Raw genomic sequence first — 12,943 nt, 5'->3', positions numbered from 1 at the left:
GCGCGGTAATGGGGCCTGGGGGGCGCAAAGCTTAATCCTCCGGCTCCGGCGGCGCGATGAATTCAGCTTTAACTCCCATGCAAAGATGGCAATCGCCGATGCCCGCGATGGAATCCGCATCGGGATTTGCCCGCAAGTTGGAGCAAGCTCCCTATATCCGTCCGCAAGTGCGGCCACCCGGACGTCCATCACGGCGTGCGAAGAACGTGCTCACTAAAATGCGCCCCGCTGTCGACTACCTCTTTCGAGCCCCCACGCCGTGCCTGCCTCCTTCCCTGCTTCGCAGCGCCGTGCGCTGCTTCGCCTGACTGCTACCCTCCCCATCACCCTCGCCTTCGCCGCACCGCGCACCCTGTTCGCGCAGACCGCGGCAGTCGCCGGGGCCGGCGCCTCGTTCCCCTCGCTGGTCTACGGCCGGTGGGCGTCGGCCTATGAGAAGACCAAGGGTCAGGCCGTGACCTACAAGCCGACCGGCTCCGGCGACGGCGTCAAGCAGATCACCGCGCGCGGCGTGGCCTTCGGCGGCAGCGACTCGCCGCTGGCGGTGGAAGAACTCACCAAGCGCAAGCTCGTCCAGATCCCGATGCTGGTCGGCGGCATCGTGCCGGTGGTCAATCTGCCGGGCGTGCCGGAAGGCCGTCTGCAGCTCACCGGCGACCTGCTCGCCGAGTTGATGCTGGGCCGCGTCGCGAAGTGGAACGACGGCCGCATCGCCGCGCTGAATCCCGGCGTCGCGCTGCCGGCGCTGCCGGTGAAGCGCATCGTGCGCGCGGACAAGTCCGGCACGACCGAGGGCTACACGAAGTACCTGAGCGCGGTGTCGCCCTCCTTTGCGAAGGACGTGGGCGCGAACGCGCAGCCGAAGTGGCCCGGCGAGGTCGAGGCGGCCGAGGGCAATGACGGCATGGCCAAGGCGCTGAAGGCGGCGCCCGGCACGATCGCCTATGTGAGTTACGACCGCGTGCAGCGCGACAAGCTCAACGGCGTGCGCCTGCGCAATGCGGCCGGCCAATGGGTGGCCGCAGGCGAGACCGGCTTCAAGTCCGCGATCGCCAACAGCGACCTCTCGCGCAAGGGCGACGACCTGGCCTCGCTGATGGACCGCGACGGCGCGGAGAGCTGGCCCATCACGATGACCAGCTTCATCCTGATCGACGCGACGCCCACGACCAGCGTCGGCGCGGCGCCGGTGATGAGCTTCCTGTACTGGTGCTTCATGCACGGCGACGACCTGACGCGCGGCACCGGCTTCGCGCCGCTGCCCGTCGCGCTGCAGTCCAAGCTGGCCGCCCGCTTCGCGGCGGTCAAGCCGGCCGACGGAAAGCTGCCGGCCTACCTGGGGATCTGAATCCCTCCGGTCAATCCGAAGCGGTTCGGGGAATCTGGAGCCGTCCGGTCAACTCGGTGCATTCTCACTCCCTCTCCCGCTTGCGGGAGAGGGCGAGGGTGAGGGCCAGCGGCCGAGGCAGTACGCCATTCAGCCCTTCAGTCGAGGCGTCGCGTCGACGCGCGCCTGCAGTTCAGGTGGAAGTCCCTCGGTCATGTAGCTGAAGCGCGGCATCCAGTCGCGTCCCGCTGGAAGCACGAGTCTCATCGTCAACGCCAAGGTCGTCGCGACCTGCTCGAGGGTGAGCTTCATCGCGATCATCCGCTCCGGATCGATGCGCAGCACGACGGCCACAGTCGACGGCTCGACCGGCACGTCGAAAAGCCAAGCCTGCACGATGGTCGAGTTGACCGACACGGCCCGGCGTAGCGCCTCGATCTGCGATGGCGCGAGATCGCAAGGCTGAACCCGTCCGTGCTCGATCGCCGCCTGGGCCTGGGCTTGCCGGCGATGGAGACGACGCCAAGCGGCTTCGTCCGGCAACTCCGGCAACTCCGGCAATTCCGATAGCACGGGCTGGCTGTCCGCATCGAGCCCGACCAACGCCTCATGCGCCATCGCCCAGCTCAGGCGCTCGGCGGCGCCTGCCCACGGCCCTTGAGCCTGACAGAGTTCCGGCCACACGCCGCCCATCCATTGGGCGGCGGCACTCTCTTCCCAGGCGGGTGGCCGCAGATTGAGCGACTCACCGGCCACGCCGAGCGCCTCCATCCGCTGGCGGTGCGGCGGATGACTGCCCTGCGGCTGACGATGGCGCAGCGCTTCGGCGATTTCCTCCGGCGTCGGCGGGCGCGCGATCAGTTCCTGGACCGGCTCGTCGGCCCATTGCGCGGGCGGCTCGGCGCTGGCGCGCAGTGCATCCAGGTCCAGCGTCGTGGACGCATCGCCCTGGCGCATGACGGCGATCTCGATCAACAGCAGCGCACGCGCCAACGCCTCCGGCGACGCCCACCGCGCCGCCAGCGCATCGGCCTCGAATTCGCAGCGTCGCGAATGCGCCTCTGAAGCGCGACTGAACCACGGGAGGAAGAGCTCCGCGAAGTTCGCACCGGCGCGATCCCAGGGACTGCTGTCGTCCTCATCCTCGCGAACGCTCGCGGCCCAGGCGGTCCACGCCGCCCGCGTGCGATAGAGCCAATGCCCGAGCCGCCCATGCCGGCGCGAGAAGTGCCCCAGCTCATGTGCAATCACGGCCTCCGCCGCGGCGGTGTCCAGCAATCGCAGCAGCGGCAGGCCGAGGATCAGCACCCGCCGGGTCGGCCGCAGCGAGACGCCGCGATTTTCTTCGAGCGCCCCGGCGTTGATGCTGTTGTCGATCGCGATCGCATGAAGGCGCGGAGCCCCGATGGCATCGGTCATCTCGTCGACGCGAGCGTAGAGCCGCGGCGCCTGCTCGCGGCTCAGGTGTTGCGTCGATCCGTGCCGGCTCGGCTGCGCCAGCCAGGCCATCAGCACGAAGCCCAGTACGCCCGCGCCCCAGAAGAGCCAGTTGTCGAACACCGCGGCCGGCGCCAGCGTCACCAGCGCCGCCGGCACCAGCAGCATCAGCTGATGGAAGAACGACGCCGCCAGCGCGGCCAGCGCCAGCCAGACGGGCGCGATGCCCGTCTCCGTGCCGTGCGCCGCGGGCGCCGCGCCGTCGATGTCGCTCATGATCTTCCTCCCTCTGCGCCCGAGTCCTGCGTGGGACCGGGTCGAAGAAAAGGGCGCTCGACGGCGCCCTCGATGTCCAGCCGCCGCGCGACTGCTGTACTGCCACCGCCGCTGGCCCTCACCCCTGCCCTCTCCCGCAAGCGGGAGAGGGGGCAAGAAGGGCAGAGGCGGTAGCGAGGGTCTTCAACCCTGCGCGCGCTTGGCCAGGATCTCGAACGCGGGCAGCGTCTTGCCTTCCAGCACTTCGAGGAAGGCGCCGCCGCCGGTGGAGATGTAGCCCACCTGGTCTTCGATGCCGTACTTGGCGATCGCCGCCAGCGTGTCGCCGCCGCCGGCGATCGAGAACGCGTCCGACTCGGCGATGGCGCGCGCGATGGTCTCGGTGCCGTGGGCGAAGGCGTCGAACTCGAACACGCCGACCGGACCGTTCCACACGATCGTGCCGGCCGCCTTCAGTTGTTCGGCCAGGAGTGCGGCCGTCTTCGGGCCGATGTCCAGGATCAGGTCGTCGTCGGCGACGTCGGTCGCGGCCTTCACCGTGGCCGGCGCGTCCGCGGCGAAGGTCTTGGCCGTCACCACGTCCACCGGGATCGGCACCGCGGCGCCGCGCGCCTTCATGGCCTCGATCACGGCCCTGGCTTCACCGACCAGGTCGGGCTCGGCCAGCGACTTGCCGATCTTCAGGCCGGCCGCCAGCAGGAAGGTGTTGGCGATGCCGCCGCCGACGATCAGGCCGTCGACGTTGGCCGACAGCGACTTCAGGATGGTCAGCTTGGTCGAGACCTTGGAGCCCGCCACGATCGCCACCAGCGGGCGCTTCGGATTGGCCAGGGCCTTGGTGATCGCGTCGATCTCGGCGGCGAGCAGCGGGCCGGCGCAGGCGATCTTCGCGAACTGCGCGATGCCGTAGGTCGAGGCTTCCGCGCGGTGCGCGGTGCCGAAGGCGTCGTGCACGAAGATGTCGCACAGCGCGGCCATCTTCTTCGACAGTTCCTCGCTGTTCTTCTTCTCGCCCTTGTTGACGCGGCAGTTCTCGAGCAGCACGACCTGACCCGGCTTCACGTCGACGCCGTCGACCCAGTTCGCGACCAGCGGCACGTCACGGCCGAGCAGCTCTCCCATCCGCTTGGCGACCGGCGCCAGCGAGTCCTCGGGCTTGAATTCGCCCTCGGTCGGGCGGCCCAGGTGAGACGTGACCATCACCGCGGCACCGGCCTTCAGCGCCATCTCGATCGCGGGGATCGAGGCGCGGACGCGGGTGTCCTCGGTGATCTGGCCGGCGTCGTTGAGCGGCACATTCAGGTCGGCGCGGATGAAGACGCGCTGGTCGGCCACCTTGCCGGCGGCGATCAGATCGGCGAAACGCAGGACGTTCATGGGATGAGCTTCGAGTAGTTGGAAAGCGGTGCGCCGGGGCTGGCGCGCGTGGCGGAGAAGCAGCGCGCGAAGCCCGGCAAATCGGGCCGCAGCTTAACAGCCGCGTGACGGCGACCCGTGTCCGAGCGGGTTACGGAACGCCGCTGAAACCCGCGACCCGAGGCCTCGGCAGTCCGATCCCCGGGCCGGGCGCGGCCCTGTTCACCAGCCCAGGCCGATCCTCAGCGCGAGCATCACCGCGGTGCCGCTGACGATGGTCCCGAGGATGCCTCGCTTCCAGAAGAAGTAGGCCGTGCCGACGGCGGCCGCGTAAAGCCGCGCATCCTTCCAGGTGTGGATCAGCTCGCCCTGGGTCATGACGATCTCCGGCACGATCACCGCGGCGAGCGCCGCCAGCGGCGCGTAGCGCAGCCCGTCCCGGACCCACTGCGGCAGCGGGATCTCTCGGTCCGGGATCATGAAGAAGCTGCGCGTGACCATCGTGATCACCGCCATGCCGAGGATGCCGAGCACCGCCTCCCACACGCTCATGCGGACCTCCTGGAGGACGAGTCGGACGGACCGGCCGGCGGCAGCCACTTCTCCATCAGCAGCCCGACCGCCACCGCGGCGGCGATCGCCACCAGGATGTTGAGCCGCAGCGGCAGCGCATACGCCGCCACCGCCGCGCAGCCGGCCACCACGCCCGAGATCCAGGTGTTGCGGTCCTTCAGCAGCGAGTAGCTCAGCCCCAGCAGCGCGAGCACGCCGGCAAAGCCCAGGCCCCAGTTCGTCGGGATGCGGTCGGCGAGCAGGATGCCGGTGATGGCCGGGATCTGCCACGCGAACCAGTTGGTCGCCACGCCGCCCCAGAAGTAGGGGAGCTGGTGGTCCGGATCGGGCTGCAGGTCGGGGAAGCGCTTGAGGAAGGCGACGTAGTTGAGGTCGGCCGCGAAGTAGCCGATGAGCAGGCGCTGCGTGCGCGGAAGCGGCCCGAAGTACAGGCGCCACTGGGCGCTGAAGATGACGAAGCGCAGGTTGACGCAGAACGCCGTGGCCCAGAGCACCCACAGCGGCGCGCCGCTGGCGAGCAGCGGCAGCGCGGCCAGCTGCGAGCTGCCGGCGAAGACCGCCAGGCTCATCAGCAGTGAGAGGCCCACGCCCAGGCCGCTCTTGACCATGGCCACGCCGGTCACCAGCCCCCAGGCCGAGATGCCCAGGGTGATGCCCAGCATCTCCTTCGCGCCGCGCTTGAATTCCGGGTGGCGCACCAGCGCCGAGAGTCCTTCCGCCATGGGCGCGATTGTCGTCTGCGCGGTGCAGAAACGAATCGCCCCTCGCCCGCCGTCGCGGTGAGGGGCGTCCACACAGCGCCCGGGGCGCCGCGTCAGGCCGTCACTTCAGCTTGCGCACCGAGCCCGACCCGGCGTTGGACATGCTGATCTCCGGGCTGCCGACGTACCCGACATCGCCGGAGCCGGCGATGCGCACGTCCAGCTTGCGGGTCGGCGCCACGGTGACGTCGCCGCTGCCGGAGATGCTGACCTTGGCCTCGTCGACGACCAGCTCGCGGGTCTTGACGTCGCCGCTGCCGGCCACCGTCACCGACAAGGCGTTGGCCTTGCCGTTGAACGACATGTCCCCGCTGCCGGCGACGCGCAGCGTCACATGGTCGGCGTCCAGGCCCTGCACGCGCAGGTCGCCGCTGCCGGCGATGCTGGCGTCCAGGTTGCCAGTCTTCATCGCCTCGACGCGGATGTCGCCCGAGCCGGAGATCGACAGGCCGCGCAGCTGGCGCATGTCGAGCGTGATGGTCGGCGTGCCCCGGGCGTTCAGGCTGTAGCCGCGCTTGGGCGAGATCTCCAGCGTGCGGCCCTTGCTGCCGTCGACGACCTTGGTCTCGATGTAGGTGAAGAGGTTGCGGTCGGTCCTGACCTCGACCTTGTCGGCCGAGCCCTGGCGCACCAGGACCTTGAAGTCGCCCGACAGCGCGACCGCATCGAACGCGCCGACATCGCGGGCGTCGGCGGCGACGTCGCCATTGCCTTCGATGCGCTGCGAGCTGCCGAAGCTCAGCGACCAGGCGTGCGCGGTGCCGACGGCGCCCACGGACGCGAGGCTCAGCGCGGCGATGGCGAACAGACGGCGGGTGGCGCGGTGGGACGTTGTGGTCATGAGCGATCTCCTGATCTTTCGGATGATCGTATCTTCGTCGCGACGTCCCGGTCGCGCGAGCGGGCGGTGACGAACTGCACCATCCAGGGAATCAGCTGCACGGCGGACCGATGCGCCGGACGCCCCGACGGCCGCTCAATGCCCGCCCTTGCCCTTGTCCGGCGCCTTGTCCGACGCTTTGTCAGACGCTTTGTCAGACGTCTTCTCGGCCGGCTTGTCCGCGGCCTTCTCGCCGACCTGCCCCTTGGCGGAGCGCGGCGACTCTTCCTCCTCGTCGGACGCCGCCGCGGCGGGCCGGCTGGCCTGCGGATTCGCGACCTGCGGGCGCGTGCCTTCCAGCTTGTTCTCGCGCATGTACTCGTCCATCTCCCGCCAGCCGTCGTAAACCGCGGCCTTCTGGGCCTTGGGGTTGAGGGCGTAGCAGTCCTCGATGGCGCGCAGCGCGTTGCGACAGGCGCCGCCGATGGCCTTGCCCTCGGCCTGCTTGGCCGCGGCGACCTTGGCGGGATCCTCGATGCCGAGCTGATCGCAGCCAGCCAGCAGCACGGCGGCGCCGAGCAACGCCGCCGGGACGGTCAGGGAACGGAAAGAGGCGGTCATGCTGTCCTTTTCGACCGCCGGGGACAGGCGCTCGCATGGAGCGCACCGGCGGGATCGGGTCATTGTGCCGCCGACCCCGACCCCCTCGATCCAATGAAAAACACCGCCCGGAGGCGGTGTTTCGAGTTTCCGGCGCATCCCCTGCCGCTCAGCGGCGGACCATCGCCATCAGGCGCTGGACGCGTTCCTCGGTCGACGGGTGGGTGCTGAACAGCCCCTTGAGGCCGCCGCCCGACAGCGGGTTCATGATCATCATCTGCGCCGTCTCCGGGTGACGCTCGGCCGTCTCCAGCGGGATGCCCTGGGCATAGCGGTGGATCTTGTCCAGCGCGCTCGCCAGCGCCTGCGGGTCGCCGGAGATCTCCGCGCCGCCGCGGTCCGCCTCGAACTCGCGGGCGCGGCTGATCGCCATCTGGATCAGCGAGGCCGCGATCGGCGCCAGGATCGCCACCAGGAGGCCGACGATCGGGTTGGCCGGACGGCCCTCGCTGTCGCGCGGGCTGAAGAACATCGCGAAGTTCGCCAGCATCGAGATCGCGCCGGCCATCGTCGCGCTGACCGTCGAGATCAGGATGTCGCGGTGCTTCACGTGCGCCAGCTCGTGCGCCATCACGCCGCGCAGCTCGCGCTCGGACAGCACGCGCACGATGCCGGTCGTCGCGGCGACGGCCGCGTTCTCCGGATTGCGGCCGGTGGCGAAGGCGTTCGGCGCGTCTTCCTGGATCAGGTAGACCTTGGGCATCGGCAGCTGGGCGCGCTCGGCCAGTTCCTTGACCATGTTGTAGAACTGCGGCGCGCTGCGCTCGTCGACTTCCTGGGCGTTGTACATCTTCAACACCAGCTTGTCGGAGAACCAGTAGCTGAAGAAGTTCATGCCCACGGCCACGACCAGCGCGATCAGCATGCCCGTCTGGCCACCCAGCAGGGAGCCGATCACCATGAACAGCGCGGTGATGGCGGCCATCAGGATGGCGGTCTTCATCAGGTTGAACATTGCAATCACTCCTCGAAAACAGCGGCAACAGCCGCGAAGGGAAATCCACCGGAACGGTACACCGTCCCGATGTCCCACGTGACGGCAAGCTGGCAAGCTTCAAGCCGGTACCAGGCCGGTTTGTCCGACGGTTCAGTCAGGGTTAAGCGAAGCGCGCACCGGCCTGGAGCGGTCGGGCCTGCAGGAAGGCCGCCGCGGGCAGGCGCTTGCCGCCGGCGCGCTGGAGCTCGGTCAGCCGCACGCTGCCGGTGCCGCAGGCGACGACCGGACCTTCGGGCGAGACCGCCAGCACCAGACCCGGCTCGCCGAGCGCGCCCTCGGGCTCGACGACCTCGGCACGCCAGACCTTGACCGCCTCGCCGTCGAGTTGCGCGACGCCGCCCGGGAAGGGGTCGAAGGCCCGCAGCCGGCGCACGATCTGCGCAGCGTCGTGGTGCCACAGGATCTGGCTCTCGGTCTTCTCGATCTTGTGGGCGTAGGTGACCCCCGCCTCAGGCTGCTTCACCGGATGGAAGCCGCCGCAGGCGGCCAGCTCGAGCGCCTCGACGATCAGCCGGCCGCCGAGCGTCGCCAGCTTGTCGTGCAAGGTCCCGGTCGTGTCCGCCGCGGCGATCGGCAGCCGCTCGAGCAGCAGCATGTCGCCGGTGTCCAGGCCCTCGTCCATCTGCATGATGGTGATGCCGGTCTCGGCGTCGCCGGCCTCGATCGCGCGGTGGATCGGCGCGGCACCGCGCCAACGCGGCAGGATCGAGCCGTGGATGTTCAGGCAGCCCAGCCGAGGCAGTTCCAGCACCCACTGCGGCAGGATCAGCCCATAGGCAGCGACGATGAGCACGTCCGGACGCGCATCGCGCAACGCCTGCCGTCCGGCTTCTGCTTCCTCGGGGAACTTGCCGTCCAGCCGCAGGCTGCGCGGCTGCGCCACGGCGATGCCGCGGGCCACCGCCAGCTGCTTCACCGGCGAGGCCTGCAGCTTCATGCCGCGACCGGCGGGACGGTCCGGCTGGCTCAGCACGAGCGGCACCTCGAAGCCGGCATCGAGCAGCGCCTGCAGCGCCACGGCGGCGAATTCAGGGGTGCCGGCGAAGGCGACGCGCAGACCGGCTGTCGAAGCGGCAGCCATCAGTGCTTCGCGTCCTCGCGGGCCTTCTTCACCAGCTTGGTCTTGATGCGTTCGCGCTTCAGCGGGCTCAGGTACTCGACGAACACCTTGCCGGCGAGGTGGTCCATCTCATGCTGCACGCAGACGGCCAGCAGGCCTTCGGCATCGAACTGGAAGGTGTGGCCGTCGCGGTCCAGCGCCTGGACGGTGACCTTCTTGTGGCGCATGACCTTGTCATAGATCGTCGGCACGGAGAGACAGCCCTCCTCGCCTTCCATCATCTCCTCGCTGCGCGCGACGAGCTCCGGATTGATCAGCACCAGCGGCTGGTTGCGCTCCTCGGAGACGTCCATGACCAGCAGGCGCTCGTGCACGTCCACCTGCGTGGCGGCCAGGCCGACGCCGTCGGCGTCGTACATCGTCTCCAGCATGTCGTCGGCCAGCGCGCGCAGGCGGTCATCGACCGCCGCGATGGGCTTGGCCACGGTGTGCAGGCGTGGATCGGGGTATCGAAGAATGGAAAGTTTCGCCATGGTGAGGACGCGGGGCGCGGTGAGCGGCTGTGGACAGCGCACAACGCCGGTTTGTAAGGGCTTGCAAGGGAGGGCGGGCCGGTTCATTGCCGGACCCCATGAACCGGGGCAGAATCGCCGTCAGCGAGACGGTTGATTTTCGCCGATTTGGCGGTCAGTCTGGCCCTCGTCACAAAAGCGCCATTGGCCACGAGGGGCCTTGGATCTCGGCGCGCGGAGAACAAGTAATGACGCAAAGGCGGCCGCTGGGCTTGACGATGATTTCTGCAGCCCTGCTGGCGGGCACCTTTGCCGCCGCGCCGTCGTTCGCGGCGGGGGACTTCCCGATCACCCAAGGACAGCGCCAGACGGCGCAGCAGGTCGCACAGGCCGGTGTGCCGCTGTCGGAGCTGGCGCCCAACGCCCCCGACTCGTACACCGTCAAGTCGGGCGACACGCTGTGGGCGATCTCGGGCCTCTTCCTGAAGAGCCCGTGGCGCTGGCCCGAGCTGTGGGGCATGAACACCGAACAGATCCGCAATCCCCACCTGATCTATCCCGGTCAGGTGCTGATGCTGATCAAGGCCGACGGCCGCGCCCGCCTGCAGGTGGGTCGCGATGTCGGCGCCGGCGGCCCCGGCGGCACGGTGAAGCTGTCGCCGCGCGTGCGCGCCGAGTCGCTGTACGACGGCTCCATCGCCGCCATCCCGCAACATCTGATCGAACCCTTCCTCAACGAGGCGGTGGTGCTCACCGGCAATGAGCTGGAGACGGCGCCCCGCATCGTCGCGGCGCAGGAAAACCGCGTCTGGATGACCAAGGGCGACCTGGCCTACGCCCGCGGCAACCTGCCCCCCGACGCGAACGCCTTCCGCGTGTTCCGCGAGCCGCGCCCGCTGCGCGACCCGCAGACCAAGGAAGTGCTCGGCTATGAAGCCGTCTATGTCGGCACCGCCGACCTGACCCGCGCCGGCAGCGGCGGCGGCACGAAGGACGAGGTCCCGGCCACGCTGACGCTGACGCTGAACCGCGTCGAGGCCCAGCCGGGTGACCGCCTGGCCCCGGTGCCAGAGCGCGGCTACACAAGCTACGTGCCCCACGCGCCTCAAGGCCCTATCGCCGGATCCATCATTTCGGTGTACGGCGATGCGATCACTGCCGGCCAGAACCAGATCGTGGCGCTGAACAAGGGCCGGCAGGACGGCCTCGAGCGCGGCCACGTGCTGGCGTTGTGGCATACCGGGCAAGTGGTGCGTGATCCCACGACCGCGCGCCGCGAAGAGGTCCGGCTCCCTGACGAGCGTCACGGCCAACTGTTCGTGTTCCAGGTGTTCGACCGCGTGTCGTATGCGCTGATCCTGACTGTCAAGGAGCCGGTCGTCTCGGGCGACCGCTTCACGCAGCCGTAAGCGCGGCGGCCAGCGCGGCGGTTCTCCGGTTCAGGTCATCCCGAGGACCGCACGGATGAGCCCCGACGAACTGCGCGACTGGCTCCACCTGCTCTCCTGCGTCTCACGCGGGGTTGCCCGACGGCTGCTGGCCCGTCACGGCGCACCAGGCGCCGTCTTGCGAGCAGGCCGCGCCGGCTGGGGAAACGCCCTCTCTCCCGAGGAGGCCACACTGCTGGCCAAGGGACCCGATCAGCTGGACCGGCTGGTCCGCCGGACCGAGGACTGGCTGGCCAGCGGCGAGCGTCGCTCGATCCTCCTGCTGGACGCCCCCGACTACCCCCTCCCCCTCCTGCACACGGCGGATCCACCGCTGATGCTTTATCTCGACGGCCGGCGCGAGCTGCTCGCCGAGCGCTGCGTGGCCGTCGTCGGCAGCCGGCATCCGAGCCCGCAAGGGGACGAGAATGCACGCTACTTCGCCGCCGGCCTCGGCGAGGCGGGATTCTGCGTGGTCTCCGGACTGGCGCAGGGCATCGACGGCGCCGCACATGAGGCCGCGCTGAACACACGAGGGAGCACGATCGCAGTCCTGGGTACCGGGCCGGACAAGGTGTTCCCGCTGGACCATGCGGATCTCTCCCGCCACGTCGCGCGACGCGGGCTCCTGGTGAGCGAGTACTTTGTCGGCACGCCCCCGATGGCGCCGAATTTTCCGCAGCGCAATCGCATCATCGCGGGACTGTCGGAAGGCTGCCTGGTGGTCGAGGCCGCCATGAAGTCGGGATCGCTGATCACCGCCCGGCAGGCATCCGAGGCAGGACGGGAGGTGTTCGCCGTGCCGGGCCCCATCCATGCGCCGCAATCCAAGGGCTGCCATCACCTGCTCAAGCAGGGCGCCTGCCTGGTCCAGGCGTTGGAAGACCTGCTCGACGAACTGCCCGCCGGCGGCCTGCCCCGCACGGCGACGCTCGACCTCGAATCCGACCCCGACGCAGAGCCGGCACCCGCCTCCAAACCGGTGGAGACGGATGACGATCACCCGCTCCTGCGAGCGATCGGACGGGACACGGTGTCGCTGGAGCAGCTCTCGCAGCGCAGCGGTTGGGCGCAGGACGAACTCAACGCGACATTGCTGGACCTGGAATTGGAGGGCCGTGTCGCACGCCTCCCTGGTGCCCTCTTCCAGCGCCGCGGCGCGGCGTGAATCCCGATCCCGTCAACGACGCGTTTCGACGCTCGGGACGGGGAAATTCAGTGGCTCGGACCGTTCATTTCGGCGGGAAGGGCTTTCTGGGCGTCGGTTATAGTCCCCGCCATGTTTGACGTCCTCGTCTACCTGTACGAAACCTATTGGCGGCCCGACGCCTGCCCGGATCACGCACAACTGACCCGGAAACTGTCGGCGGTCGGGTTCGAGGACGACGAGATCCGCGACGCCCTGTCGTGGCTGGACGGCCTGGCCGGCGCGGCGGAATCCCATCACGGCGAACCCGGCGATCGCAGCATGCGCGTCTACACGCGCGATGAACAGGATCACCTGGGCGAGAGCTCGATCGGCTTCATCAGCTTCCTGGCCTCGGCGGGCGTGCTGCCGACCGCCATGCGCGAGATGGTGATCGATCGCGCGATGGCCATCCCCGGCGGTCCGCTCGACCTCGAGGACCTGAAGATCATCGTGCTGATGGTGTTCTGGAGCCTGGGCGAGGAGCCCGATGCGCTGATCCTCGACGAGTTGTTCGTCGCTCCGGAAGAGCGCCTGATCCACTGATCCGC

Annotated in this window: 13 protein-coding genes; 4 read left to right on the top strand and 9 right to left on the bottom strand. The window is 69.2% G+C overall.

The annotated features are described in order from the left end of the window. The first annotated feature begins 259 nt into the window (after positions 1 to 259). Positions 260 to 1,348, top strand: a complete 1,089-nt coding sequence (gene pstS, locus ACQ859_RS05285) for a phosphate ABC transporter substrate-binding protein PstS (protein ID WP_431264873.1) — start codon at positions 260 to 262, stop codon at positions 1,346 to 1,348. Between the two features lie 129 nt (positions 1,349 to 1,477). Here the strand turns inward: pstS and ACQ859_RS05280 are convergent, their stop codons facing one another. The 9 genes from ACQ859_RS05280 to def all read right to left on the bottom strand — a co-directional run bounded on the left by ACQ859_RS05280 (position 1,478) and on the right by def (position 9,800). Beyond that, positions 1,478 to 3,040, bottom strand: coding sequence for a M48 family metallopeptidase (locus ACQ859_RS05280; protein WP_431264872.1), 1,563 nt, complete (start codon positions 3,038 to 3,040; stop codon positions 1,478 to 1,480). A 183-nt stretch (positions 3,041 to 3,223) separates the two neighbouring features. After that, positions 3,224 to 4,417 carry a phosphoglycerate kinase gene (locus tag ACQ859_RS05275; RefSeq protein WP_431264871.1) on the bottom strand — a complete coding sequence of 398 codons (1,194 nt, stop codon included), beginning with the start codon at positions 4,415 to 4,417 and terminating at the stop codon, positions 3,224 to 3,226. Positions 4,418 to 4,618: 201 nt separating this feature from the next. After that, positions 4,619 to 4,948, bottom strand: a complete 330-nt coding sequence (locus ACQ859_RS05270; protein ID WP_088404647.1) for an AzlD domain-containing protein — start codon at positions 4,946 to 4,948, stop codon at positions 4,619 to 4,621. Further along, complete coding sequence (locus ACQ859_RS05265) at positions 4,945 to 5,691, bottom strand: AzlC family ABC transporter permease (protein ID WP_431264870.1); 747 nt, start codon at positions 5,689 to 5,691, stop codon at positions 4,945 to 4,947. Before ACQ859_RS05265 ends, ACQ859_RS05270 begins: the two co-directional genes overlap by 4 nt. 100 nt (positions 5,692 to 5,791) lie before the next feature. Next, positions 5,792 to 6,571: a head GIN domain-containing protein gene (locus tag ACQ859_RS05260; RefSeq protein WP_431264869.1), complete on the bottom strand. Its 780-nt coding sequence runs from the start codon at positions 6,569 to 6,571 to the stop codon at positions 5,792 to 5,794. Between the two features lie 135 nt (positions 6,572 to 6,706). Further along, on the bottom strand, positions 6,707 to 7,171 hold the full coding sequence (locus ACQ859_RS05255; RefSeq protein ID WP_431264868.1) for a hypothetical protein: 465 nt from the start codon (positions 7,169 to 7,171) through the stop codon (positions 6,707 to 6,709). 148 nt (positions 7,172 to 7,319) lie between these two features. Beyond that, positions 7,320 to 8,165 carry a zinc metalloprotease HtpX gene (gene htpX / locus ACQ859_RS05250; protein WP_431264867.1) on the bottom strand — a complete coding sequence of 282 codons (846 nt, stop codon included), beginning with the start codon at positions 8,163 to 8,165 and terminating at the stop codon, positions 7,320 to 7,322. A 142-nt stretch (positions 8,166 to 8,307) separates the two neighbouring features. Then, a complete protein-coding gene (fmt, locus tag ACQ859_RS05245; protein ID WP_431266466.1) occupies positions 8,308 to 9,264 on the bottom strand; it encodes a methionyl-tRNA formyltransferase in 957 nt (318 codons plus the stop codon). 23 nt (positions 9,265 to 9,287) lie between these two features. After that, positions 9,288 to 9,800, bottom strand: a complete 513-nt coding sequence (gene def / locus ACQ859_RS05240) for a peptide deformylase (protein WP_377158056.1) — start codon at positions 9,798 to 9,800, stop codon at positions 9,288 to 9,290. A 227-nt stretch (positions 9,801 to 10,027) separates the two neighbouring features. On the opposite strand from def, the gene ACQ859_RS05235 reads away from it, so the two are divergent. From ACQ859_RS05235 to ACQ859_RS05225, 3 genes are all read left to right on the top strand, one after another. Then, complete coding sequence (locus tag ACQ859_RS05235; protein ID WP_431264866.1) at positions 10,028 to 11,188, top strand: LysM peptidoglycan-binding domain-containing protein; 1,161 nt, start codon at positions 10,028 to 10,030, stop codon at positions 11,186 to 11,188. Between the two features lie 55 nt (positions 11,189 to 11,243). After that, positions 11,244 to 12,374 carry a DNA-processing protein DprA gene (gene dprA, locus ACQ859_RS05230; RefSeq protein ID WP_431264865.1) on the top strand — a complete coding sequence of 377 codons (1,131 nt, stop codon included), beginning with the start codon at positions 11,244 to 11,246 and terminating at the stop codon, positions 12,372 to 12,374. 111 nt (positions 12,375 to 12,485) lie between these two features. After that, positions 12,486 to 12,938 carry a DUF494 family protein gene (locus tag ACQ859_RS05225; RefSeq protein WP_431264864.1) on the top strand — a complete coding sequence of 151 codons (453 nt, stop codon included), beginning with the start codon at positions 12,486 to 12,488 and terminating at the stop codon, positions 12,936 to 12,938. The last annotated feature ends 5 nt before the right edge of the window (positions 12,939 to 12,943 follow it).

The sequence above is a fragment of the Roseateles chitinivorans genome (assembly GCF_050632235.1).
GTDB lineage: Bacteria > Pseudomonadota > Gammaproteobacteria > Burkholderiales > Burkholderiaceae_C > Roseateles > Roseateles chitinivorans_A.
The sequence above is the reverse complement of the archived record's forward strand: the minus strand, read 5'-3'. Positions and strand labels throughout refer to the sequence as shown.

Coding starts and splice junctions, on each gene's coding strand:
- ACQ859_RS05280 (WP_431264872.1), bottom strand. CDS start 3,040: ATGAGCGACATCGACGGCGCGGCGCCCGCGGCGCACGGCACGGAGACG.
- ACQ859_RS05275 (WP_431264871.1), bottom strand. CDS start 4,417: ATGAACGTCCTGCGTTTCGCCGATCTGATCGCCGCCGGCAAGGTGGCC.
- ACQ859_RS05270 (WP_088404647.1), bottom strand. CDS start 4,948: ATGAGCGTGTGGGAGGCGGTGCTCGGCATCCTCGGCATGGCGGTGATC.
- ACQ859_RS05265 (WP_431264870.1), bottom strand. CDS start 5,691: ATGGCGGAAGGACTCTCGGCGCTGGTGCGCCACCCGGAATTCAAGCGC.
- ACQ859_RS05260 (WP_431264869.1), bottom strand. CDS start 6,571: ATGACCACAACGTCCCACCGCGCCACCCGCCGTCTGTTCGCCATCGCC.
- ACQ859_RS05255 (WP_431264868.1), bottom strand. CDS start 7,171: ATGACCGCCTCTTTCCGTTCCCTGACCGTCCCGGCGGCGTTGCTCGGC.
- htpX (WP_431264867.1), bottom strand. CDS start 8,165: ATGTTCAACCTGATGAAGACCGCCATCCTGATGGCCGCCATCACCGCG.
- def (WP_377158056.1), bottom strand. CDS start 9,800: ATGGCGAAACTTTCCATTCTTCGATACCCCGATCCACGCCTGCACACC.
- ACQ859_RS05235 (WP_431264866.1), top strand. CDS start 10,028: ATGACGCAAAGGCGGCCGCTGGGCTTGACGATGATTTCTGCAGCCCTG.
- dprA (WP_431264865.1), top strand. CDS start 11,244: ATGAGCCCCGACGAACTGCGCGACTGGCTCCACCTGCTCTCCTGCGTC.
- ACQ859_RS05225 (WP_431264864.1), top strand. CDS start 12,486: ATGTTTGACGTCCTCGTCTACCTGTACGAAACCTATTGGCGGCCCGAC.